17 protein-coding genes and 1 pseudogene are annotated in these 22,730 nt (G+C 72.8%); 5 read left to right on the top strand and 13 right to left on the bottom strand.

Annotated elements, in window-relative coordinates; all coding sequences use genetic code 11:
- The first annotated feature begins 156 nt into the window (after positions 1-156).
- From VM636_RS19455 to VM636_RS19445, 3 genes are read left to right on the top strand one after another with little or no spacing between them, the layout of a single operon-like run.
- Positions 157-2,271 carry a helix-turn-helix transcriptional regulator gene (locus VM636_RS19455; protein ID WP_053913952.1) on the top strand — a complete coding sequence of 705 codons (2,115 nt, stop codon included), beginning with the start codon at positions 157-159 and terminating at the stop codon, positions 2,269-2,271.
- Positions 2,268-3,245, top strand: coding sequence for a hypothetical protein (locus tag VM636_RS19450; RefSeq protein WP_053913951.1), 978 nt, complete (start codon positions 2,268-2,270; stop codon positions 3,243-3,245). Before VM636_RS19455 ends, VM636_RS19450 begins: the two co-directional genes overlap by 4 nt.
- Positions 3,245-4,207 carry a DUF6339 family protein gene (locus tag VM636_RS19445; protein WP_037857346.1) on the top strand — a complete coding sequence of 321 codons (963 nt, stop codon included), beginning with the start codon at positions 3,245-3,247 and terminating at the stop codon, positions 4,205-4,207. Before VM636_RS19450 ends, VM636_RS19445 begins: the two co-directional genes overlap by 1 nt.
- A gap of 13 nt (positions 4,208-4,220) precedes the next feature.
- Here VM636_RS19445 and VM636_RS19440 read toward each other — a convergent pair whose 3' ends face one another.
- The 5 genes from VM636_RS19440 to VM636_RS19420 all read right to left on the bottom strand — a co-directional run bounded on the left by VM636_RS19440 (position 4,221) and on the right by VM636_RS19420 (position 12,207).
- Positions 4,221-5,447 (bottom strand): DNA cytosine methyltransferase, encoded by a 1,227-nt coding sequence (locus tag VM636_RS19440; protein WP_107091376.1) that lies wholly within the window; start codon positions 5,445-5,447, stop codon positions 4,221-4,223.
- A 70-nt stretch (positions 5,448-5,517) separates the two neighbouring features.
- A complete protein-coding gene (locus VM636_RS19435; protein ID WP_338485227.1) occupies positions 5,518-6,555 on the bottom strand; it encodes a DNA cytosine methyltransferase in 1,038 nt (345 codons plus the stop codon).
- A gap of 73 nt (positions 6,556-6,628) precedes the next feature.
- Positions 6,629-9,601 carry a Z1 domain-containing protein gene (locus VM636_RS19430; RefSeq protein WP_338485226.1) on the bottom strand — a complete coding sequence of 991 codons (2,973 nt, stop codon included), beginning with the start codon at positions 9,599-9,601 and terminating at the stop codon, positions 6,629-6,631.
- 45 nt (positions 9,602-9,646) lie between these two features.
- The gene (locus VM636_RS19425; RefSeq protein WP_158786371.1) at positions 9,647-10,678 is read right to left on the bottom strand and encodes a PD-(D/E)XK motif protein; all 1,032 of its coding nucleotides are present in this window, start codon (positions 10,676-10,678) and stop codon (positions 9,647-9,649) included.
- Complete coding sequence (locus VM636_RS19420; RefSeq protein WP_030418403.1) at positions 10,678-12,207, bottom strand: ATP-binding protein; 1,530 nt, start codon at positions 12,205-12,207, stop codon at positions 10,678-10,680. The genes VM636_RS19425 and VM636_RS19420 overlap by 1 nt, the downstream gene beginning before the upstream one ends.
- A gap of 151 nt (positions 12,208-12,358) precedes the next feature.
- On the opposite strand from VM636_RS19420, the gene VM636_RS19415 reads away from it, so the two are divergent.
- Complete coding sequence (locus VM636_RS19415; protein ID WP_338485225.1) at positions 12,359-13,021, top strand: HAD family hydrolase; 663 nt, start codon at positions 12,359-12,361, stop codon at positions 13,019-13,021.
- Positions 13,022-13,457: 436 nt separating this feature from the next.
- On the opposite strand, the gene VM636_RS19410 is transcribed toward VM636_RS19415, so the two are convergent.
- The 4 genes and pseudogenes from VM636_RS19410 to VM636_RS19395 form a co-directional block, all read right to left on the bottom strand.
- Positions 13,458-13,928, bottom strand: coding sequence for a carboxymuconolactone decarboxylase family protein (locus VM636_RS19410; RefSeq protein WP_030418405.1), 471 nt, complete (start codon positions 13,926-13,928; stop codon positions 13,458-13,460).
- Positions 13,929-14,072: 144 nt separating this feature from the next.
- A pseudogene (locus VM636_RS19405) lies at positions 14,073-14,282 on the bottom strand (hypothetical protein); the annotation flags it as partial.
- A gap of 200 nt (positions 14,283-14,482) precedes the next feature.
- Positions 14,483-14,857: a VOC family protein gene (locus tag VM636_RS19400; protein WP_338485224.1), complete on the bottom strand. Its 375-nt coding sequence runs from the start codon at positions 14,855-14,857 to the stop codon at positions 14,483-14,485.
- Positions 14,858-15,113: 256 nt separating this feature from the next.
- Positions 15,114-16,376, bottom strand: coding sequence for a DUF445 domain-containing protein (locus VM636_RS19395; protein ID WP_030418407.1), 1,263 nt, complete (start codon positions 16,374-16,376; stop codon positions 15,114-15,116).
- Positions 16,377-16,832: 456 nt separating this feature from the next.
- Between VM636_RS19395 and VM636_RS19390 the strand changes: the two genes are divergently transcribed.
- Positions 16,833-18,200: an SGNH/GDSL hydrolase family protein gene (locus VM636_RS19390; protein WP_030418408.1), complete on the top strand. Its 1,368-nt coding sequence runs from the start codon at positions 16,833-16,835 to the stop codon at positions 18,198-18,200.
- A 173-nt stretch (positions 18,201-18,373) separates the two neighbouring features.
- Here VM636_RS19390 and VM636_RS19385 read toward each other — a convergent pair whose 3' ends face one another.
- The 4 genes from VM636_RS19385 to VM636_RS19370 all read right to left on the bottom strand — a co-directional run bounded on the left by VM636_RS19385 (position 18,374) and on the right by VM636_RS19370 (position 22,000).
- On the bottom strand, positions 18,374-19,162 hold the full coding sequence (locus tag VM636_RS19385) for a DUF1707 domain-containing protein (protein ID WP_030418409.1): 789 nt from the start codon (positions 19,160-19,162) through the stop codon (positions 18,374-18,376).
- Positions 19,163-19,195: 33 nt separating this feature from the next.
- Positions 19,196-20,254 carry an ABC transporter ATP-binding protein gene (locus tag VM636_RS19380; protein WP_234340434.1) on the bottom strand — a complete coding sequence of 353 codons (1,059 nt, stop codon included), beginning with the start codon at positions 20,252-20,254 and terminating at the stop codon, positions 19,196-19,198.
- Between the two features lie 2 nt (positions 20,255-20,256).
- Entirely contained in the window at positions 20,257-21,048 is a 792-nt protein-coding gene (locus VM636_RS19375; protein WP_030418411.1) for an ABC transporter permease, read from the bottom strand.
- A gap of 145 nt (positions 21,049-21,193) precedes the next feature.
- Positions 21,194-22,000 carry an ABC-2 family transporter protein gene (locus tag VM636_RS19370; protein WP_338485223.1) on the bottom strand — a complete coding sequence of 269 codons (807 nt, stop codon included), beginning with the start codon at positions 21,998-22,000 and terminating at the stop codon, positions 21,194-21,196.
- Positions 22,001-22,730: the final 730 nt, after the last annotated feature.

Here is a 22,730-nt window from a genome sequence, read left to right as displayed (position 1 = left end):
CCTGCCGGCGGACGACACACCGCCACCGCCGACCGTGACCCACGTCTCCTCGTCAAACCTCCTTTCACTCGGCGTCCACCGTCAAACGTGTTTGTTAGGTTGGGCCTCCACGTCACCGGCCGTACGGAGGCCGGCAGGGGGAGGGGAACGTCCACGATGCTCGAACCGTCGCGGCGGGGGACCGACGGCGAGGCCTTCGGTCCCTGGTTGAAGCGCCAGTTGCGCCGAGCCGACATGTCCCAGGCCGATCTGGCGCTGCGGCTCGGCAAGACCCGGGCCGCCGTCTCCGCCTGGGTCAACGACCGCGCCGAACCACGGGAGGAGACCAAGGCGCTGATCGCCGACATCCTCGGCACCGACCTGGCCTCCGTCGTGACCCGCACCGTGGACGTCCCCGTCGAGCGACCGGTGCGCTGGCACCACCGCCCGGCCCACGCCGACGGCGGTCGGGAGTACGGGAACGCGGCGGCGTTCGCCTTCGACGCGGACCTGTCGGTGCTGGCGCGCGAGGCGACACAGAACTCTCTGGACGAGCGCCACGACCCGCGCACCCCCGTGCGGGTCCACTACACGCTGCACGAACTCGACGGAGCCCCTCTCGACGCCTTCCTCGCGGCTCTGCGCTGGGACGCCCTCCTGCCCCACTACGAGGAGGCGGCGAAGGGAGACCGGAAGGTCTCGCGCAGTCTGCGCTCCGCCCTGGACGACCTGAGCCGGGAACGCAGGCTGCGCGTCCTGCGCGTCGACGACCACAACGCGGCCGGTCTCACCGGCGCGGAATACGGCGACGGCAGGTTCGCGGCGGTGGTCCGGCGCCAACTCGACAGCCACAAGGTGGCCGCCGGACGCGCGGGCGGGTCCTACGGGCTGGGCAAGGCCACCCTCTGGGCGACCAGTCGCCTCGGGCTCGTACTCGTCAACTCCACGCTGTCCGAACCCCACGAGGGCCGCACCGAGGGCCGCGTCATCGGACGCGTGGACCTGCCGTGGCACGAGGTCGACGGCGTGGCGTACGCCGGCCCGGCCTGGCTCGGGGAACCCGACACCGACCCGGAACACCGAGGGGTCTCCCGCTCCTGGTGGGCCGACGCCGACACCCTGCGCTCCCTGCACCTCGAACGCACCGGGGACAGCCCCGGCACGTCCTTCCTCATCGTCGGGGCCCACGACGCCTCCGGCGACACCGAGTCGCTCCAGGACATGCACGACAAAATCGTGCGGTCCCTGGCGAACGACTTCTGGGCGGCCATGATCGGCGGACGGTCCGCCGCCCCCCTGCTGGACGCCCGGGTCACCACGCTGCGCAACGGCGAGGTCTACCTGCCGGAACAACAGGTGGACCCGCACCACCACCATCCGGCCCTCTCCCGCGCCCTCCAGGCGTACCTGGACGGCGACACCGTCGAGGAGCTGACCACCGCCGGGCAGGTGGTACGGGCCGACGTGCCGCTGATCGTCACGCCCCTGAAGGACATCGGGCGCTCCCGGGACAAGGGCCGCGAGCATCTGGCGACGCTGCTGCTCACCCCCGCCGACGAGAACGACACCCATGTGAACCGGGTGGTGTGCATGCGCGGCAGCCGCATGACCATCACCGAGCTGCGGCCACGCGACCTGCCGCTGGGCACCCCCTCGTTCCAGGCCGTCCTCCTCGCCGGGTACGCGACCGGGCGCGACGGCGAGGACGTGGCTCTCGCCGAGGCGTTCCTGCGTGCCTCCGAACCACCGGAGCACGACCGTTGGGACCGGACGGAGGAGTTGACCACGACGTACCAACGGGGCGCCCCGACCCGGCTGAAGGAGTTCCGCGCGGCGATCGACAGGACCGTCCGCGACCTGGTCGGCAGGCGGGAGATCGCGCGGACGGGCGGACCGGCCGTCCTGCGCGAGTTGTTGCGGCTGGATTCCCCGGGGCAGGGCGGGGCGCGACGGACCCAGTCGTTCCCGACCGTCCGGAACGTGGACGCGCGGGTCGACGACCGCGGGGCGTGGCACGTCACCGTGCACCTGCGCCTGCCGGAGGCCGACGACCCGTGGGTGCTGGCGCCGGTCGCCAAGTTCGACGTGCGCTCCGGCGGCCGTCCGGCCGTCGAGTGGGAGATGCTGGTCGGCTCGGAGACCTGCCGCGCCGAGAACGGCACGATCGTCGTCGAACCCGGCGTGCGCGCGGCCGTCTTCAGCGCCGTGACCGACCCGACCACGCACCCCGTACGAGCCGGCTACGCCCGTCTGACGGTGGACGTGCCCAAGGCCCGCGGAGGTGCGGCGTGAAGCCCGTGTTCCCCTACCCCACCCTCGTGGGCGACGTGGTGTGCGACGTCGTGTCGGTCTCGGTCGACGGCAAACCGCTGCCCTACACCAAGGTGTCCCCCGCCGAACGGGTGGTCGCCCTGCACGAGACCGGGCGGGCCGACTGGCAGGAGGCCGTCCTCGGCCTGCGCGCGAGGCTGCCCGACGACGAACTGCGGGAAGGGCCGTGGGAGGACGTCGTGTGCCTCGCGGTGCTCACCGAGAAGGCGACCAACGCGCGCACCACGGCCCGGCTGCGCCGGGAGGCCGACGGTTCCCACACCGGCTCGATCGTCCTCGCGCACGCCTGCCACCTGCGCCGGGCGACACTGTCGCTGGCGATCGTCGCCACCGTCGACGGCGTGCCCGGTCGGTTGGTGGCGACGGACGAACGGGACTGGTACGTGGACCTCCGGGAGGCCGCCCCCGTGAGGCAGCGGGACATCGAGATCGTCCAGGCCGACTTCCGCGACGGACCGCAGGAGTGGCTGCGCCCCTACAAGGACTCCCCGTGGATCGTCGAGACCTCGGGGGACATGCCGGTCGTCTACCTCAACACGGCGGCCGTCGAGGGACTGATGGAGGTGCTCTCCGGTCGGGGCGGCTCCCCCGCGGAGAGGACCCTGCGGGAGATGACGGCGTCCCACATCGCGCACGACGCCTGGACCGCGATGTTCCACACCGCCGTCAACGACCTGGACGTGGACGAGGACGGCACCCCGGTCATGCCCACCGGCTGGCGCGAGTCCGTGCTGCGGGCGATGCTGCCGGACGTCCTGCCGGGACGGCAGCCGACGGACGCGCTGTACGAGATCGACGAACGACGCGCGAAGGGTTTCGGCTGGTCCGAGTTGCAGACCGGCATCCAGTACGCGGCGGGCCGGCGCGCGCGGGTCGCCCGGAAGTTGACCACCGCGGTACGCGCCGTCGACGGCGCGGAGAGGATCACCGACTGATGCCCCGCCACCTCGGTTTCGACGTACCGCCCACACTGGCGCTGTTGCCCGACGCGGCGGTGGCGAAGTACCTGGGCCGGGGCCTGCAGTCCGGCCAGGAGGGCCCGCCCCAGGTCGCCCTCCGCAAGGCGAGCGTGCCCCTTCCCGATGCCGCGGCGGTCCGGTGGCGCACCGAACCGGTCCGCGAACTGTTGGAGGAGGCGACGCACCGCTTCGCGGAGGACCGGACGGCCGCCGACGGCTGGCTCGCCCCGCGGTTGCACGCCACGCTGCGCATGACACGCGCCGAGGCGGGCGACGGCCGACTGTGGAACCACCTGGCGGTCGTCGTCGCCCCCGACTACGTGGTCTGGCGTCACAAGGGCGCCGACATCGCGCAGGCCTCCCGGTTCGCCGGCCCCCACTACACGCAGTGCTTCTCCCGGCTCTGGTGGGCCGCCGAACTCTTCCGCGACGGACCCGACTACCGGCCCGTCGAGATCGCCTGCCGGGTGCAGGACGTGCTCAACACCACGCTGCGCCTGGACGTCGTCGACCACCGCCCCACGGCGCACGCCCTGCTGTCCGTGTTCGACTCCCTGTTCTCCTCCGGGGTCGCACGACCGGGCGATCACGTCAACGCACTGTCCGCCGCGGTCAACGCCGCCGGCAGCACCCTCGTCTACGACGTCCTGGCACCGGACGGGCCACCGCTCCTCGACGAACTCCAGGCCTGGATCGCGGAGGCGGAACACGCGCCGCCCGTTCCGTGGAACCGGCTTCCGGAGGGCCCCGACGACGGTCGTGTCCCCGCGGCCTCCGTCCGGGCGCTGCTCCCCCTCTTCGAGAGGTTGCGCGTCGAGGCCCCCCTGCGTCGCCGGGGCGCCGGCGCGGGGTCGACCGCGGAGTCCGCGCGGGAACCGACCGTGCCCGCGCCACGAGGGGTGAGCCTGGACAAGGACCTTCCGCCCCACACCGTGTGAGGCGGCTCGCGGATCAGCCGAGGTGCCCGGTGAGGACCTTCTCCTCGCGGGCGGCCGGCACCGGGGCCGTCTCCCCGGGCTTCCAGCACAGCAGGCGCTCGCGCAGTCGCGCGCCCGGCACCTCGAAGCCGAGGGCGGCGCTCAGGACGTGCGCGCCGAACCACGGGGGCACCGCGTTGCCGATCTGCTGCGCCGGGTCGCTTCCCCGCCAGGGGTAGCGGTAGGGGAAGCTCTGGAGGACGCCCGCCTCCTCGTTGCGGAGTCGGTCCAGGTCGATCTCGGGCGTGCCCGTGCTGACGATCCGGTTGCGCTTCCACTTGCCGGTGATGGTCGCGGACGGCTCGTTCGAGTCACGGCGCCCTCTCGCCTTCGGATCGCCGCCGGACCCGTAGTTGGAGACGACTCGGAAGGGCAGGTCGCGGCGTGTCGCCTCCGCCACGTGTCCGTAGACCTCCCGCAGCGCGTCGGCCATGGAGATCCACGGCGCGCGCACGCCTTCGAGGGGGAGTTCCGCGGGGCGGACGCCCTTGCGGTACTGCTGGTGGGTCGGTGCCGGCTCGGCGGCCGACCGGTCGCCGAGCCGCGCCACCAGCACGGCCCGCCGGCGCGTCTGGGGCACGCCGTACTGTTCCGTGTGGAAGACGCGGGCCCAGGTGCTGTAGCCGACGGCACGCAGGACCTTCTCGTACTCGTGCCACACCTGGAGAACCGACGGGACCTGCTCCAGCACGATCACGTCGAAGGGCCGGGGCTCGTCGCCGCCGTGGCGCGGGCGCAGCATCGCCTCCAACACCCACCGCAGTGGTTGGAGGACCAACCCGGTGCGCTCGTCCTCCAGTTCGTCCAGCTCGCGCTGGATGTCCTCCCAGGTCTCCCCCCGCAGGCCCGCCTTCTCACGGTCGTACCAGTCGTGCATGCGGTGGATGAAGCGGGTCACGAGGTCGAGGGCCTTGCGGCCGGTCCCGCTCCCGGCGATGGAGAACGTCTGGCAGGGCGGTCCGCCGGCGAGCACGTTGCAGTCCGCGAACCGGCGGTCACCCGGCCCGAAGAGACGTACGTCACCGTGTTGCGTGCGCAGACCGGCGGCCTGCCGGGTGCTCACCGCGTCGTCGTCCCACTCGATGCCGATCGAGGGCACGTCCAGAATCTCGGCCGCCAGGTCCAGCCCACCGGGTCCGGCGAAGAGGTCCACCATACGGAATCGTTCGCAGGGGGACCGGTCGGACGGCGTGGGGCTCATGGGGCGCAAGTCTAACGATCGCGGACCCGACGGTTCGCCTCCCGGGGGATGTCTCGTGATCACCTTCCGATCACAGGTCGTGCTCCGGGGCCGTCGCCGGGGCCCGCAGGGCGGAGGCGATCGCTTCGCCCAGGGCGCGTGCGAGCGGAGGGGGCGTGGCGTTGCCCACCTGACGGTGGCGGGCGGTCTTGCGGCCCGCGATGCGCCAGGACGGCGGAAAACCCTGCAACGCGGCGACCTGCTCGACGGTGAGCGGCACCATCCCGTCGCGTCCCGCCGCGGGGTTCCACACGAAGTCGGCGTCAGGTACGTCGTCGGCCACCGTGCCTCCGTCGACCCCGATCCGTGCCCAGCTCCTCTTGGCGCCGGTGGGACCGAGGTCGGCTCCCCCTCGTTCCCAGGAACCGCCCACGATGGTCGGGGCGGTCACGTCCGCCTGGTCCGCCCACGCGGCGGCGCCGGTCCACCCGCGGGCCGCCATCGAGTCGCGCAGGGTCCGTCCGACGCTCGGCCGTGGGCCGACGTGCGGTTTCGGCCAGGCGAACCGGTCGATCAGGTCCCCTTTGAAGGCGACGAGCAGACCGACCTCCCGGCTCTGCGGAACACCGTGGTCCCTGGCGTTCAGCACGTGCCACCGATGCCGGTAGCCCAGGTGCTCCAACTCGCCGGCCACCTCGGCGCGGACTTCCTCGTACTCGCTCCTGGTGACCAGATCCGACACGTTCTCCAGGAGGAGCGCGCGGGGTTGCACGCCGTAGACCAGATCGACGGCCGCCGCCAGCACGGAGAGTTCCGGGTCGTCGCCGCGTGTGCGGACCGCGGCGGCCGGGGACTTCACCCGGGGCAGGCCGCCGGCCAGCAGGTCGACGTCGTACACCTGCGGTTCCGCGGCCGGGTCGAAGTCCAGGAGGTCCGTCTCCCGGACATCCCACCTCGGGCGGTTGAGTCGCAGCGTCTCGCAGGCGACCGGCCGGTTGTCGAGGAGGAGCACCGGATCGAATCCGGCCTCCTCCAGCCCCGACGCCAATCCTCCGGCACCGGCGCACACCTCGAACGAGGTGAGCCGTGACCGCGCCCCGCCCTCGCCGATTCCCCCGTTGTGCGACACGTTCCCCCACTCGTGCGAACCTCACCGAACGGGCAGCGTAACGGCCGGACGGACGCCCCGTCCGGCGGTCACCTCATCGGGTGTCGATGATCGGCGTTCCCTCCTTGGAGGAGTCGAACGTGGTGAAGTGCAACACCTTCCCGTCGGCCCGGCGGGCGGTGGACGGGGCCACGAAGGAGAAGGCCGTCACGATCTTCTCGGGTGCGAGGCGACCGTCGGCCGCGATCTCGGACCGGTGCCTGGGCTCGACGAGGGGGTAGAGGATCACCACACCTCGGCGGGGAGCCACCAGGCCCTCGGTCACCGGGTCCCCCGAGTCGGCCAGGGCGCCCGCGATGCGCAGGGCCGAGCCGCGGTGCTTGGGCTCGCTGATGGCACCGAAGAGCGGGTGCCTGCGTCGGTCCCGCCCGAACCAGGCGAGGTCGCGCCCGGAACCGCCGAGCTTCAGACGGGCTCCGCGCTTGGCGTGCTGCGGCGCGAGGACCAGCCAGTCGTCGACCAGCGGGGTGGCCGCCTCGGTGATCTCGGTGAGGTAGGCGAGGTGGGGTGCGAACTGGGAGGGCGCGCCCCACCGGGTGTCCCGCGCCAGGGCGAGGAAGTCGGCGGGCGCGAGCCGGCCGACGAAGGCGTCGAAGCGGTGGGTGACGGCCGGCCGTTCGCCGTCGGCGGGGAAGTGACAGGAGAACGACGTGAGGTCCGCGGGCAGCGCGTCGAACACCGGGGCCCACAGGTGGGTGTTGTGCCGGAGATCCGCGGCCTTGGTCGGATAGGCCGTGGGCTCCTGCCACTGCCCGGACGAATCGACGGAGACCAGACGGGCGTTGTACATCTTGTTGGGGCTGGTGGGCTTCAGCCAGGGCAGGTGCTGCGAGACGAGCGGGGGGACCCGGTCGGGAGTGACCTGCGGTCGCCCGTCGATCACCGTGGCGTACTGCCGCAGTTCCGTGCGGAAGTTCTCCTCGTCGAGGCAGATGGCGCCGAAGGCGGCGTACAGGTCGATCTCCTTGGCGCCCACGGTCTCGGCCCGTCCGAGGAAGAGGCGCACCAGGTCGCGGTATCCCTCGCGGAAGCCGAACCAACGTCCCATCTGCATCAGGGTGGAGGCGTTCCCGGCGCGGCGACGGAAGTAGGAGACGGTCAGCCCCTCCACGGTGAACCCCCGGGCCAGCTTCTGCCCGCCGATGAGGATCTTCCAGATCGACCGCTTGTCGAAGTCGGCCTGGCCCGTCTCGATGTCCTTGTCGCCGTTGACGACGATGATCGGCTTGTCGTCGCCGCCGATGCGGGTGACGGCCGGTCCGACGTACGCGGCCAACTCCTCGTACGAGGACGGGACGCCGTGCCCGCCGGCGCGTACCTCCGACACGGGGGCGACGTCCGTCTCGAACAGCGTCCGCAGCCGCTCGTGGCCGGACGGCCCCATGTACCCGGCGTTCCACCACAACCGCGTGACCTGCCCGAGCAGTTCGCGGTGCACGTCGGTGCGCACGGACTCGTGGATCAGCATGGTGTGATGCTGGAAGTACCTGTCCCCCAGCCCGCCCCGGTCCTCGCGGTACAGCTTCATGGCCGCCGTCAGCACGAACATGTCCATGGCGCTCTGGAGGCAGGCGTCGTCGCCGTCGCCCTCCACCAGGATGTCCCGTACGTGGGCCCGTTCGTTGGAGTTGGCGAAGGTGCGTTCCTCCTCGGGGACGGGGGAGTCCAGGTCGTGGAAGTCACGCGCTCCCATGTACCCCTCGGGCCGGGGCAGGGAGACGATGAAGTCCTTGGGGAAGATGTCCTCGCTGTCACTGGGGTCGACGAAGACGTTGGCGAACGGGGTGGCGGTGTAGCCGACGTACTGGGCGCGCGGCAGCATGCGGAGCAGTTCGGAGATCTTCTGGTTGATCGCGGTGCGGTCGGCGTCCGTCTTGGTGGGGTTGGACGTGTTGACGGACGCCTCGTCGGACTCGTCGTCCACGATCAGGACGGGAATCTCGGAGAGCGGCGTCTTGATCTTGCGAAGGTCCTGGACGAGCTTCGTCAGCACGCCCTTGTTCTTCTTGACGACCATGAGACGGGCGCTCGACCGGTGCAGGTTGCGCGGGTCGTGGAGGGGGAGCGCGGGCTCCTGCTTCTCGAACTCCAGGGCCGTGATGCCCTGGAGCAGGCTCTGGTAGTCGTCGTCCCGGGTGGTGAGCCGGACGATGTCGAAGCCGCCGAGGACGGAGGGGAGGTCACCGAAGGAGACGAACCTCCCCTGGCTCCAGGCAGGGTCGTCGGCGTAGTCGGACTCGAACTCGCTCGCGCCGCGCAGGATGTTCTCGCGTCCGACGAGTTCCATGTCCAGGCGTCTCTGGGTCTGTGCCCGCAACATGTTGAGCGTGCCGCCGAGGACGATGACCAGTCGGTACCCCGCGTCCACGGCCTTGGCGATGACACCGGCGAAGTTGGCGGTCTTCCCCGACTGCACGTACCCGACCACGAGCCCCTTCGACTGGTAGGCGGTCGGCTGCGTCGGGTCGGCCAGCCGTTCGACGACCGCGTCGGAGGCCGCGTCGAGACTCGCCACCGCCTCCGGGGTCCAGCCCTTGCCCTCCAGGCAGGAGCGGTACGACTCCCAGTACCAGGGGCGACCCCGCTCCGCCCCGGGCGTGTACCAGGGGGTGAACTCGTCCGTGATCACGACGGGCGCCTCGACGCGGGAGACCGGCACCAGGGTGTCCAGCAGCTTCCGCGTCCGCTCCGAGAGGTCGAGGAGGCCGTAGACGTCACCGCGGCGGTCCGCGGTGCGCTCCGGCGCCCGGGACCAGGCGGGATCCTTCACGAAGTCCCACTCGGTGAGCCTGCGGCGCCACGCCTCGACCAGGGGATCGGTCGCTCCGGAGCCTTCGAGCGCGTCGGTGAACGCCTCTTCCGTCGCCAGGTCGTGCGCCCGCTCCGGCAGGTCCTCGGCCTGGTAGCGCAGCGCGCGCAGCAGCTTCTTGGGGCGGCTGGTGCGCATGTCCGAGAGGGCGGCGGTGTGCAACCGCAGGAGCAGGTCGTCGGGGGAACCGGTGGTCATGGTCTTCCTCGGGGCCGAAAGGGTGGCGATGTCGGGTCGGGGCGGTCAGGGCAGGGTCAGGTCGCGGAGGTCGCCGACCGGTGGGGGCGCGGCCGTCGGCGGCAGGCCGGTCACGTCGACGACGTAGGAGACCCGCTCGACGCGACCGCGCGCCTTCTCCGGCAGGTCGTCCGCGGTGAGTCGGGGCATCGCGGGGGCCGCCAGCACCAGCGGGCCGTCCCGAGGGGTCCAGCGCTCGTCGTCGGGCTGTTCGGGCTGCCACCCCGACGCGGCGAGGAGTCGGTCCAGTCGGTGGCCCAGGGCGATGTTCTCGGCGGCGACGTCGTCGCGCGTGGTCGTGACCGACTCCCGCAGGGTGCGTCCCCCGGTGCCGCCCCGGGTCAGGCGCAGGGAGGCGAACCACAGCGAACGCCCCGGAGCGGCGGAGAGTTGGCCCAGCCCGTGGATGGTGTGTCGCCGCGATTCCGACGCGGTCGTCTTCACCTCCAGGTCCATGTCGCGGAGGGCGAAGTCGTGTTCCTCCCCGCTCGGTCCGACCCACGCGTCGAGGGCCGCGCGCCAGCCGACGGATCGGGCGAGCCGGGTGAGCACCGCCAGTTCGCCGTGGAGGCCGAGTCGTCGCTCCGTGGACATGCGGGGCGACCTGCCGAGCAGGGCACTCCATCCGTGCACGGTCTCGTCGAAGGCCCGGCTCAAGGACCCGCCCTCGACGACGAGACGGCCGGCGACGGCCAGGAGCAGGTCGTGGAAGTCGCGTAGGAGCCCGAGGTCGGGAGTGGTGAGTCGGGCGAAACGCCGCTCGCGCCACATCACCTGGTCGACGCGTACGGCGGGCAGCGTCGAGCGCGGGAGGCGGTGCCGCTCGCCGAGTTCCACGTGCAGGGCGATACCTCGACCGGCGTCCTCGATCTCGTAGGAGACCAGGGGTTCCCCGGGAGCGGACAGCCGGTAGCCGGTGGCGAGGCCACTTCCGAGGTAGTGCTCGACCGTGCTCCACGGCAGCTCGACCGGGACACGGCCGCCGGGTTCGGTGGTCGCGTCCGCCGCGGAGCCGCCGTCCACCGTGTCGGCCGCCATCAGTCGGCCATCCGGTCGAGTTCGGCGCGGGCCGCGGCCACGAGCACGGACTGCCACAGCTCGATGTTGTCCTTGAGGCGGCTGCCCATGCGCTCGCGTTGGAAGGCGTCCTGCATGAGGAGGTACATGAGGGTCTTGACCACGGGGGCGTCGTTGAGGGCGCCGGTGCGCCCGCCGAGCAGGGCGGCGCGGTAGTGCTGGTTGAGCAGGACCAGGTGCGCCTCCTGGTCGATCTCGAAGAACTTGTCGTTGGGCAGCTTGTGCCAACGGAAGTGCACGGGCTCGTCGTGGGTGAGCACCGGCAGTTCCTCCTCGATCACGTGACGGACCTGAGGATCGATGCCCCGCCCCGGCGGGAGCGCGGGTCTGCGGGTGACGCCGGCCCGTTTGCGGGCCTCCCGGTACACGCGCTCGGCGTTCGCCAGGTAGTCGGTGAAGGCACGGCCCCCGGGGTCCTCGGCCGAGTCGAGTGATCCGACGAACTCGGGCGACGCCTGCACGCCGTCCTTCTTCACCGTCAGCCGGAACACCCTCGCGTCGGGGTCGTCCGGCAGGTCCACCGCCACGCGGGCGAGGGCCAGGTGCTGTTCGGGTTGGCGGTAGTTGTTCCACCCGCCGGCCTGCACGAGGCGGTCGTTGCGGTAGAAGTAGAAACCCTCCCGCTCCGCCACCGCGCCGAATGCCTTGTACTCGTCGAGCGAGGACTGGGGCGGCCATATGTGGGCGTTCAGGGTGAGCGGGCCCAGCGTGGGCAGTCGCGCGGTGAAGGCGCTGGGGTACGTCGGATCGCCGGGGACGGGGTAACCGAACGGGTCCAGGGGCTCCACTCCGTAGTTCGCGTACTCGATGCCGGTGCGGACGTCCTGGACCGAGACGGTGATGTGGAAGTCCTCGCGCGCCAGGAAGCGGTGGAGGTGCAGTCCCAGATGGAGGCCCAGGCGGTTCACCGTCCGGTGGAGGTAACGATCCGTCTGGCCGCCGCCCCCGTGTCTCGGGAAGTCCTTGACGCCGTCCCACCGGACGATCGTGCCCTGGAAGTGGATGGGGCGCCCCTGGTAGAAGTCCACGAAGTCCTGGGCGTAGGTCGGGTCGATGATGTCGCACTCGAACCCCTGCTTGGCGTGCTCCATCAGCCATCGCCGTCCCACGGGCCGGCTCCGCTTGGTTCGGCTCACCACGGTCACGGAGTCGGCGTGGCTGAGCGAGGCGGACTTGAGGCCGGTGCCGAACATGCCGAGCGACCCGGCGCCGTAACCGCGCCGACCACCGACGGTCATGGCCACGTCGAGTTCGTCCTCGTTCATGCCCTTGCCGTCGTCCACGATCACCAGACTGACGAGTTCCTCGGCGTCACGCAGGAAGTGGACGAGGACGTTCCGGGATCCGGCGTCGATGGAGTTGTCGACCAGGTCGGCGATGGCGGCCTCGAAGCCGTAGCCCTGGCTGCTGAGGGCCTCCATGTACCGCCCATCCGGAGGCAGCCGCTTGCTGCCGGCGGTCGGGACCTCGAACTGCCACTCGCTGACCATGTCCTGCCTTCTCGATGAGACGTCCGCTTTGTGAGAGATGCAAACCTCATCATGATGCGACGCCACGACGACCGTAGTCGACAGTTCCGACAGGGGTCCTCGGTGCTCCCGAGAGGCCCCGGCCCCGGGCCCCTCCCGGTAACCTGCCCGCGTGATTCGCGCGGTGGTCTTCGATGTCGGTGAGTGCCTCGTGGACGAGACCCGGGAGTACGGAACGTGGGCCGACTGGCTCGGCGTGCCACGGCACACCTTCCACTCCGTCTTCGGCGCGGTGATCGCGCAGGGGCGCGACTACCGGGATGCCTTCCAGGAGTTCCGCCCCGGGTTCGACCTCCACGCCGAGCGCGAGAAGAGGGTGGCCGCGGGCCAGGCCGAGACCTTCGGGGAGGAGGACCTGTACGACGACGTCCGGCCCACCCTCCGGCGGCTCCGCGCGGACGGGCTGTGGCTCGGGATCGCCGGCAACCAGACCGTGCGCGCCGGACGCATCCTGCGGGAACTGTTCGCCGAGGACGTCGATCTGATCGGCACGTCCGACGACTGGGGCACCGCCAAGCCGGATCCCCTGTTCTTCACGCGGGTCGCCGACGCCACGCCCTTCGAGACCGGGGAGATCCTCTACGTCGGCGACCGCTGCGACAACGACGTCCGGCCGGCCCGGCGGTCCGGCATGGCCACCGCGCTCGTGCGCCGTGGCCCTTGGGCCACGATCCAGTGGAACGGCGCCGACGCCAGGGAGTTGCCCACCTTCCGTATCGGGAGCCTGGCCGAGCTTCCCGATGCCATAGCCGGATTCAACGGCTCAGCGCGCTGACCGTCGGTGACAGTGAGACCGAGGGTGGCGCGGGGTTGTCCGCGTACCCCGGTGACGTCCCGCTTCAGGACGCGGTCCTCGGCTGTGGGGCGCGCCCCCTCGGCTCGTCGGGGAAGCGGACCCGCTGCCGAAGGGAGATGCCCCGGGAGAGCCGCTGGTCCCTGGGCCGGCCGTTGTTCCCGGTTCCCCGAGTGGTGCCGGTGCCCGTGGCCTGGGTGTCATGCCACGGCCGGGCACCGGCCGTGAGCGGAGTCAACGGCACCGCGCGCTGCGTCTCCTGGCGAAGGAGGACGTGACGGGCCCCGACGCCCGGCGCACCACGTTCGGCTTCGTCCCGCCGGAAGGCGGGCTGGAAGACCTCACCGGCGCGCTACAGGCACACATCGGCGAGATCGACGAGGTGGCTGCCTGAAGCGCGACGGCGCTTCGCGGAGCGTCAGCCGAACATGCCCGGTTCGTAGGCGCCGGCCGGCTGGCGGGTGAGGATGTTGAGGCGGTTGTAGGCGTTGATCACGGCGATGATGGAGACGAGGGCCGCGAGCTGTTCCTCGTCGTAGTGCCTGGCGGCCTCCGCCCAGACCTCGTCGCAGACGCCGGTGCCGTCGGCGACGCGGGTGCCCTGCTCGGCGAGTTCGAGGGCGGCGCGCTCGGCGTCGGTGAAGACCGTGGCCTCCCGCCAGGCCGCGACGAGGTTCAGGCGCAGCGAGGTCTCCCCCGCCTTCGCGGCGTCCTTGGTGTGCATGTCGAGGCAGAAGCCGCAGCCGTTGATCTGGCTGGCGCGGATCTTCACGAGTTCCTGTGTGGCGGCCGGGAGCGTCGAGTCACCGATGACCTTGCTCGCCGAGTTGAGGTGTCGCAGGACCTTGCCCGCGAGCGGGGTGCCGAACAGGTCGAGACGGGCGTCCATCGTGGCGTCCTCCGTGGGTGTCGCTGGTGCGCCGTTGCGCGTTGCCTCCTGACGACGGAACACCGCTTCCGGATGTGACACACCGACCGCGACCGAGGGTGTGACCTGCGCCTCACTCGTTCGGGTGAGTGGGGTGGCTCTTTGTCACCGCCGGCCGCCGGCCTCCCGGCGGTGCACCTCGACGGCGGCGTACCGCTCCGCCGTCAGGAGCCCGCGCGCCGCCCGCGCGTCCGGTGCCCGTACGAGCGCCGCCGTGCCGAGCCAGGCGTCCCCGGCGTCGGACAGCAGCGGCCCGTACGCGATGAGGTCGTCGCGGCCGGGCGGTTCCAGGTCGGCGGGGCTGCCGGAGCCCAGGGTCTTTCGTCTGGATCAGGCCGGATCAGGGAGGGGGGTCCGGTGCCGTGCGTCGCGAGGCGGAGGAGGGCGGCAGGGCGGAGCCCTGACCCCCTGGGCGGTCGCCGGCCGGCGGGCCTGAGCCCACCGCGCCCCGCGGGCCCGGACACCGCGGTCCGCCGCGCCCTGAGCGCACCCGTCCCGGGGGCCGCACCGACGGGTCAGCCCCCGGTCCCGCCCGCCCCGTGGGTGAGGACGTTCACCACCCGCCCGTTCGGGTCCCGGACGAAGAAGCGCCGTACGCCCCACTCCTCGTCCCGGATGTCCCGGACGATCTCGGCGCCCGCCGCGGCCAGGCGGGCGTACACCCCGTCGACGTCCGCCACCTCGACGCTGAGGTCGGGGACGACCGGCGCGCCGGGGTCCTCGGTGAGGAAGCTGATCTGGGCGGTGGGGTTGGACGGGGAGGCCAGGGTCGTCACCCAGCCCAGGTGCATGACCTCCTCGAAGCCCAGGAGGCCGTAGAAGTCCCGGTTGGCGTCCAGGTGCTCCCCGGACACGACCGGGATGTCGGGGACGATCCTGCGGACGGTCATCGTGCGCCTCCTCACGGCCGGCCCACCCGGCCTCACACCCTCGCGTTGCCCGCTCCCGGCGTCTGCTCACCCCCGGCGTCCCCGTCCGCCCCGGACGCCCTCCCAGGGCGGCCGGTCCAGCCGCGCCGGCACGGCGGTGGTGACGGTCCCGAGGGGGCGCGGGCACCGGGCCGACGACTGCGCCGGCATGGCTCCCTCGCCGTCGCGCCCCTCCCCCGCGCGGACACCCCGCACCGGGGAGGGGCCCGATCCGGGGCTACGCACCCAATATGCGGGAGAGCGTGTAGATCAGCAGCCCGGCGAGCGAGCCGACCACGGTGCCGTTGATGCGGATGAACTGGAGGTCGCGGCCGATGTGCGCCTCGATCTTCCGGGTGGTGTGCTCGGCGTCCCAGCCGGCCACGGTGTCGGTGATCAGGGACGTGATCTCGCGGCGGTAGGTGGTGACGACGTACACCGCCGCGCCCTCCACCCACTGGTCCACCTTCCCCTGCACCCGGGCGTCGGAGGCCATCCGGGCGCCCAGCGACAGCAGCGCGGCGCGGACCCGCGTGCGCAGTTCGCTGCGCTCGTCCTCCGCGGCCGACACGATCATGGAACGTACGGCCGTCCAGGCGGAGGCGATCAGGTCCTGGACCTCGTCGCGGGCGAGCACCTCGGCTTTCAGCCGCTCCACCCGCGCCCGGGTCTCGGTGTCGGACTGGAGGTCGGAGGCGAAGTCGGTGAGGAAGCGGTCGAGGGCGCCGCGCGCCGGGTGGGCGGGCATGTCACGCATCTCGGTGACGAAGCGCAGCAGCTCGCGGTAGACGCGTTCGCCCACCTTGCGGTCGACGAAGCGCGGGGTCCAGCCGGGGGCGCCGCCCTGGACGGCGTTCATCACGGACTCACCGTGCAGCACCAGCCAGTCGTGGGCGCGGGTGACGACCAGGTCGACGGCGCGGGTGTGGCCGCCGTCGGCCACGATCCGGTCCAGCATCTTGCCGAGGCCGGGGCCGATCTCCCGCGCGCCCGCCCGCCGGGTGACGGCCTCGCCGACCACCGCCTGGACGTCGGAGTCGCGCAGCACGGTCAGGGCGCCGCGCAGGGCGGCGGACAGCTCGGCGGTGACGCGGTCGGCGTGTTCGGGCACGGCGAGCCAGGCGCCGAGGCGGCTGCCGATGCCGACCGCGCGCAGCCGCCGTCGCACCACGTCCTCGGAGAGGAAGTTCTCGCCGACGAACTCCCCCAGCGAGACGCCGAGCTGGTCCTTCTTGTGCGGGATGATCGCCGTGTGCGGGATGGGCAGGCCGAGCGGCCGACGGAAGAGGGCGGTGACCGCGAACCAGTCGGCCAGCGCGCCGACCATGCCGGCCTCGGCGGCGGCGGAGACGTACCCCGCCCAGGGGCCGGCGCCCTGGTGAGAGGCCCATTCGGCGAGGACGTAGACGAGGGCGACGAAGAGCAGCAGGCCGGTGGCGGTGATCTTCATCCGGCGCACGCCGCGGCGCTTCTCCTCGTCGGCCGCGCTGAAGACGGCCATCGAGCGGTGGCGGGGGGCACCGCCGGAGGGGGCGGGGTCGGAGGCGGAGCCCGGGGCGGGGCTCGCGGTGGGGTCCGCGACGGCGCCCCCCTCCGTCCCGTCGGTACCGGCGGCCCCGGTGGTCCCACCGGCCCCGCCCGCCCCGCGCCCTTCCGCCCCGCGCCCTTCCGCCCCGCGCTCTTCCGGGCCGCGCCCTTCCGGGCCGCGCCCGTCGGAGGCGCCCGTGTCCTCCGCAGGCCGCGCCTTCGCCCGTTCCATCCGCTCCACCCGTCGCCGGTCCGTCACCTCACCATTGTCCCTTCCTGACCGGCGGACGGAACGGATCATCCGTTCCCGGCGTCTGAGGGAGGGGAGAAGGCCCGGGGTCCCCGCGCCCTCCACCCGGCCCATGCCCCATCATGGGCACATCGGACCGGAGCCTCGGTGCTCCCCCTCGCCCGAGGAGAACAACACAGCATGACCCGGGGTCGTGACCGGGGTGCGAGCGTCAGCCCCACCCAACACCGTGCCCTGCTGGCCGCGATCGTCGCTCTGATCGTCGCCATCTCCGCCGCGATCTACGCCACCACCTCCTCCGGCGGTGGCGCGCAGAGCCGCGCCGCACAGCCCGCGGGCAGCCGCCTGCCCCACAACGAAGCCGCGCCCGCGTCCACCGGCACCTGGGTCGGCGCCTGGTCCGCCTCCCCCGCGGCGGCGGAACCGGGCACGGAGACGACCGGACTGGCGGGCCGTTCGGTCCGCAACGTCGTCCACGTCTCCGTCGGCGGCACCGCCGCCCGCATCACCCTCTCCAACCTCTACGGCCAGTCCCCGCTGACCGTCTCGCACGCCTCGCTCGCCCTGGCCGCGGGCCCCGGCACGGCCGCGGCGGCCCCGGGCAGCATGCGCCGGCTCACCTTCGGCGGCAGCGCCCGCGTCGTCGTCCCGCCGGGCGGCGAGGTGATGAGCGACGCGGCCCGCGTCCCCGTCCCCTACGGCGCGGACGTGCTGGTCACGCTCTTCTCCGACGGTACGTCGGGCCCGGTGACGTACCACCCCTTCGCCCGGCAGACCAGCTACCTGGCCGACGGCGACCACACCGAGGACCCGACGGCAGCGCCGTACGGCCAGCAGACGCCGTACTGGCGCTACCTGACCGCGCTGGACGTGCTGAGCAACGAGGCCGTGGGGACGGTCGTCGCCTTCGGCGACTCGATCACCGACGGGTACGCGTCCACGGTGGACGCCAACCACCGCTGGCCCGACCACCTCGCGCAGCGGCTGCGCACGGCGGCCGAGGCCGGTGCCGACGTGCCCCGCTACAGCGTCGTCAACCAGGGGATCAGCGGGAACCGCGTACTGACCAGCCGGTCCGGGCGGCCCGCCGACAACCCGAGCGGGGTCAGCCGCTTCCCCCGGGACGTCCTCGGCCGCACCAACGTCAAGGCCGTCGTCATCGCCCTCGGCGTCAACGACATCCTCAACAGCCCCGAGCTGGCCGACCGGGACGGCGTCCTCGAAGGGCTCCGGACCATGGTGGACCTGGCGCACGCCCGGGGACTGAAGGTCGTCGGCGCGACGGTGACGCCGTTCGGCGGGCACGGCGGGTACACCGCCGCCCGCGAGACCATGCGGCAGGAGATCAACGCGCGGATCCGCTCCGGGAAGGTCTTCGACGAGGTGGTCGACTTCGACAAGGCGCTGCGCGACCCGTACGACCCGCGCCGGCTGCGGGCCGACTACGACTGCGGCGACCACCTGCACCCCAACGACCGGGGCTACGAGCGGATGGCCGAGGTGCTCGACCTGCGCAGCCTGAAGGGGGCGGCCCCGGCCCGCCTCTGAGCGGGTCCGGGAAGCGGGAAGTCCGCCTCCGAGCGGGGGCCGGCGCGGTCCGGGGCACACCCGCGGCACGCTCCCGGCCTCCGCCGCGGCGCCCCGCGTCACGGCACCCCGGCTCACGGCACCCCGGCTCACGGCATCGCGGCGCCCCGGACAGGCTCCCCGGGCGCCCGACGTCAGTCCTCGCGCCGCTCCCGCTCCGTCTCCCGCGACCCCTGCCCGTCCTTGCCGAACGGGTCGGACCGCTCCCCCCGGCCCTCCAGCATCCCGCGCCCGGAGCCCCCCTCCAGGTCCCGGTCGCCGCGCGCCCTCTTCTCCCGGCGGCGCTCCTCCTTCAGCCGCTGCTTCTCGGCCCGCGGCAGCTTGCGCACCACCCCGACCCCGCCCCAGAAGGCGAAGCCCTTCACGATCACGCGCGGCGCGCCCGGGTCCCCGGCGACCCCGTCCTCGCGCTGGTCGAAGCCGCCCATGACGCCGAAACCGTTCACCGAGACCTCGACGCCGGGCGGCACGATCACGTTGACGCCGCCCATGACCGTCACGCAGGTGATGACGACCTCGCGCTCGGCGAAGTCCGCGTCCCGCAGGTCGACCTCGCCGCCGCCCAGCAGGGCGTAGCAGGTGAAGCGCTTGGGAACCGTCCAGCGCCCCCGGCGCTGGAAACCGGAGAGCAGGGCCACGGCCCAGGACGAGGAGCCCTCACCGCCGGTGATCCGGCTCGCCCAGCCCTCGGCGCGGGCCGGTGCCTCGGAGCGCGGCGCGGCGCTCGCGACGGTCGCGCCGGTCGGCAGGTCACGGGTGATCGGCGTCAACTCGCCGTAGGTACGCGCCCGGTAGGTCGCGTCCAGCCGTTCCTCGAACTCCGCCATGTCCAGGCGGCCCTCGGCGAGGGCGTCCCGCAGGACCTCGGCGACTCGTTCACGGTCGGCGTCGGATGCGCGCAGCTCCGGTACGTCGTCGGTCATGGACAGCAGCCTACGAGTTCGGCGCCCCGGGCACTACGCGCTCGTCCGTTCCGCGTAGATCTTGGCGATGACGGATTCGATGTCGGGCTCGCGCACGGACAGGTCGACCAGCGGATGGCCGGCCGCGACCCGGGCGACGAGGTCGGCGGCCGACTCCGACGCCGGGAACGCCACCCACTGGCGGGGCCCCTCGACGCGGACGACGCGGGCGGGTTCGGGCACGTCGATGGGCGGCAGTTCGCGTTCCAGGTCCACCACGAGGGTCCGTTCGCTCTCGCCCGCCTGGTGCAGGCCGTCGAGGGGTCCGTCGTACATCAGGCGGCCGTGGTCGATGACCATCACGCGGGAGCAGACCCGCTCGATGTCCTGGAGGTCGTGGGTGGTCAGCAGCACCGTCGTGCCCCGCTCGGCGTTCAACTCCCGCAGGAACTCCCGCACCCGGGCCTTGGAGACCACGTCGAGGCCGATCGTCGGCTCGTCCAGGTACAGCACGTCCGGATCGTGCAGCAGGGCCGCCGCGATGTCGCCGCGCATCCGCTGGCCCAGCGAGAGCTGCCGTACCGGCACGTCCAACAGGGCGCCGAGCTGGAGGAGTTCGACACAGCGGTCGAGGTTCTCCCGGTAACGGGCGTCGGGGATGCGGTACATGCGGTGCGCCAGCCGGTAGGAGTCGATCAGCGGCAGGTCCCACCAGAGCGTCGTCCGCTGTCCGAAGACCACGCCGATGCGGTGCGCGAGCCGGGTGCGTTCCCGGGACGGGTCGATGCCGGCCACCCGCAGCCGGCCGCCGCTCGGGGTGAGGATGCCGGTGAGCATCTTGATCGTCGTCGACTTGCCGGCGCCGTTGGGGCCGATGTAGCCGACCATCTCGCCGCGCGCCACCGTGAACGACAGCCCGTCCACCGCCCGCACCTGCCGCCGCTCGCGCCGGAACAGGCCGGTCCTGCGGCGCACCTCGAAGACCTTCTCGACCCCGTCCAGCTCGATGAAGCCGCCGCCGGAAGCGGTGGCCCCCGCGGCGGCCCGGCCCCCCTCGCCGGCCCGGGTGTTCCCGGCGTTCCCGGCGTTCCCGGTGTGTGTCGCGTGCGGCATCGTCAGCTCCCTGTGCTGCGGTAGGAACGAAGGCCCGCCCGCCAGGCGAGGCCGGCCGCCGCACCGCAGGCGACGGCCACCAGCGGCGGCGTGAACGCCGTCCACCCGGGCAGGTCCAGCGGGTACGGCCGCCCCAGGACGTGGCTCGCGGGCAGCCAGTTGACGAAGGCCAGCGGCACCACGAAGGTCACCCCGCGCACCAGCTCCCGCGCGAACACGGTGGGCGGGTACTGGAGCAGCGTCGTCCCCCCGTAGGTGAAGGCGTTCGCCACCTCGGAGGCGTCCTGCGCAACGAACTGGAAGGCCGCCGCCGCCACGAACACCGCGGCGAAGATCCCCGCGCCGCTGACCAGCATCAGCGGCAGCAGCGCCAGCTTGGCCGGCGTCCACGCCACGTCGACGGCGGTCAGCGCCCAGCCGAGCACCAGCCCGCCCTGGAGCACGCGGCCCAGCCGGCGCGGCGCGAAGCGGTCCGCGGCGACCTGCGCGAGCACCGGCGCCGGACGCACCAGCAACGTGTCCAGCGTGCCGTCGCGCACCCGCCGGCCGAGCCGGTCCATCGACCCGATCGCCAGGTCGGCGAGGCCGAAGGAGACGCCGGAGAGCCCGTAGAGGAACGCGATCTCGGGCAGGGCGTAGCCGCCGAGGGCGTCGATGCGGGAGAACATCAGCAGGATCGCCACGAAGTCCAGCGCGGTCATGGCGAAGTTGCCGAAGGCGGTCAGCGCGAAGGAGGCCCGGTAGGTCATCGTGGAGCGGAGCCACATGCCGGCGATCAGCCGGTAGGCGCGCAGTCCCTCGGCGACCCGGCCCCACCCGGTGTCCCCGCGGCGGGCGGCCCCGCCGGTCCCCCCGCCCGCCCGGCCGCCCGCACGGGGCCCGTCGGTCCCCTCCGTGCCGTCGGCCGGGTGCCCGCCCGGCTCCCGGGCCACGTCCGTCTCAGCCACCCTGGACCACCACCCGCCGGGTCGCCGCCGACTGCACCAGCCGGCCCAGCGCCAGCAGCGCCACCGCCCAGCCCGCCTGGAAGGCGAAGGTCGCCAGTGGGTCGGCCTCGCCCAGCAGCACGTCCGCCGGCGCCTGGAGCAGGGACGCCCAGGGCAGGGCCCGGACCACCTCGCCGAGCGTGCCCGGGAAGACGTTCAGCGGCAGCGTCATCCCCGAGCAGAAGAACCCCACGAGCCATCCCATCTGCGTCACCCCCGTCCCGTCCAGCAGCCAGAAGGCGGAGAGCGCCACCAGGTACCGGATCGCGAAGCTCACCAGCATCGCCAGCGCCACCGCCACCAGGAAGGCCACCCAGGTGGACGGCTCCCTCGGCAGCGAGGCCGGAAAGACCAGCGCCCCGAACACGAACGGCACCACGCCGCGCCCGAGCAACTGGAACACCGCCCGGCCGCCGTCGGCCGCCAGCCACCAGAGCTGGAGGTCGACGGGACGGTACAGGTCGACGGCGACATCACCCGTACGGATGCGCTCCATCAGCTCGTCCTCGATGCCTCCGCCCCCGATCGCCAGGGTGGCCAGCAGTGCCTGGCCGAGCCACACATAGGTGACGGCCTGGGCCTGGTCGTACCCTCCGAGCTGCGGTTTCTCGTCCCACAGCGCCAGATAGGCGTACACCAGGACGAGTCCGAAGACGGTGTTCGTGAAGACTCCGGCGGCGGTGGCGACCCGGTACGTCGCGTACCGTCGGAATCCCCCCGCCGCGACGGCCGTGTACAACCGCCACGAGCCCACGTCCATCGCCCTTCCCGCTCCGCCGTACCGAACCGGAGGAGCCTAATGGGCCGGTGAGCGACCGTGCCACGGAATTTCCCGGGGCCCGGGCCGGTACAGAATGCTCCGGGGCGGCATTGAGTTTCACGGGTGTGCCGCCGACCGGGAACGGAATGCCCGGTGCGAGAGTCTTCACCACAGGGCGCAGAAGCGTACGAGGCCGTACGGGACCAGACCGTACGACGCGAAACAGGAGTCCGTGCACGAGATGAGCGACGAGCCGCAGCCGCAGCAGCCGAAGAAGGGCTCGGCACCCGAGGGGCCGCCGGCGGCCGGTGACCCGGGAGCCCGGGGCGAGGACACCCGGGGCACGGACGCCGGGAACGAGGCGACCCGGGACGGGGACGCCCGCGACGGGGGCGACCGGCCCCGGGGCGGGGACGCCGGCGGCCCGCGGGCACCGGGCCGGGACGACCGGGGCTCCGGGCCCCGGGACCCGGAGCCGGCCCCGCGCGCGGAGGACGAGTCGGCGCGGGCCGGACAGGGCGGCGGTCAGGCCGCCCCGGCGGACCGGGCCGCGCGGCCGGCGCGGGGCCGGGACGAGGGCACCCGCGACGAGGCCCCCCGGGGCCAGGGCCCGAGGGACGAGAGCCCGAGGAGCGAGACACCCCGGGGCGAGACCCCGAAGAGCGAGACACCCCGGGGCGAGACCCCGAAGAGCGAGACACCCCGGGGCGAGACCCCGAAGAGCGAGACA

This window comes from Streptomyces sp. SCSIO 75703, assembly GCF_036607905.1.
GTDB lineage: Bacteria > Actinomycetota > Actinomycetes > Streptomycetales > Streptomycetaceae > Streptomyces.
The sequence above is the reverse complement of the archived record's forward strand: the minus strand, read 5'-3'. Positions and strand labels throughout refer to the sequence as shown.

What these genes read in the sequence shown, in the direction of transcription:
- VM636_RS19455 (WP_053913952.1), top strand. Translation starts at nt 157, where the DNA reads ATGCTCGAACCGTCGCGGCGGGGGACCGACGGCGAGGCCTTCGGTCCC.
- VM636_RS19445 (WP_037857346.1), top strand. Translation starts at nt 3,245, where the DNA reads ATGCCCCGCCACCTCGGTTTCGACGTACCGCCCACACTGGCGCTGTTG.
- VM636_RS19440 (WP_107091376.1), bottom strand. Translation starts at nt 5,447, where the DNA reads ATGAGCCCCACGCCGTCCGACCGGTCCCCCTGCGAACGATTCCGTATG.
- VM636_RS19430 (WP_338485226.1), bottom strand. Translation starts at nt 9,601, where the DNA reads ATGACCACCGGTTCCCCCGACGACCTGCTCCTGCGGTTGCACACCGCC.
- VM636_RS19425 (WP_158786371.1), bottom strand. Translation starts at nt 10,678, where the DNA reads ATGGCGGCCGACACGGTGGACGGCGGCTCCGCGGCGGACGCGACCACC.
- VM636_RS19420 (WP_030418403.1), bottom strand. Translation starts at nt 12,207, where the DNA reads ATGGTCAGCGAGTGGCAGTTCGAGGTCCCGACCGCCGGCAGCAAGCGG.
- VM636_RS19410 (WP_030418405.1), bottom strand. Translation starts at nt 13,928, where the DNA reads ATGGACGCCCGTCTCGACCTGTTCGGCACCCCGCTCGCGGGCAAGGTC.
- VM636_RS19400 (WP_338485224.1), bottom strand. Translation starts at nt 14,857, where the DNA reads ATGACCGTCCGCAGGATCGTCCCCGACATCCCGGTCGTGTCCGGGGAG.
- VM636_RS19395 (WP_030418407.1), bottom strand. Translation starts at nt 16,376, where the DNA reads ATGGCCGTCTTCAGCGCGGCCGACGAGGAGAAGCGCCGCGGCGTGCGC.
- VM636_RS19390 (WP_030418408.1), top strand. Translation starts at nt 16,833, where the DNA reads ATGACCCGGGGTCGTGACCGGGGTGCGAGCGTCAGCCCCACCCAACAC.
- VM636_RS19385 (WP_030418409.1), bottom strand. Translation starts at nt 19,162, where the DNA reads ATGACCGACGACGTACCGGAGCTGCGCGCATCCGACGCCGACCGTGAA.
- VM636_RS19380 (WP_234340434.1), bottom strand. Translation starts at nt 20,254, where the DNA reads ATGCCGCACGCGACACACACCGGGAACGCCGGGAACGCCGGGAACACC.
- VM636_RS19370 (WP_338485223.1), bottom strand. Translation starts at nt 22,000, where the DNA reads ATGGACGTGGGCTCGTGGCGGTTGTACACGGCCGTCGCGGCGGGGGGA.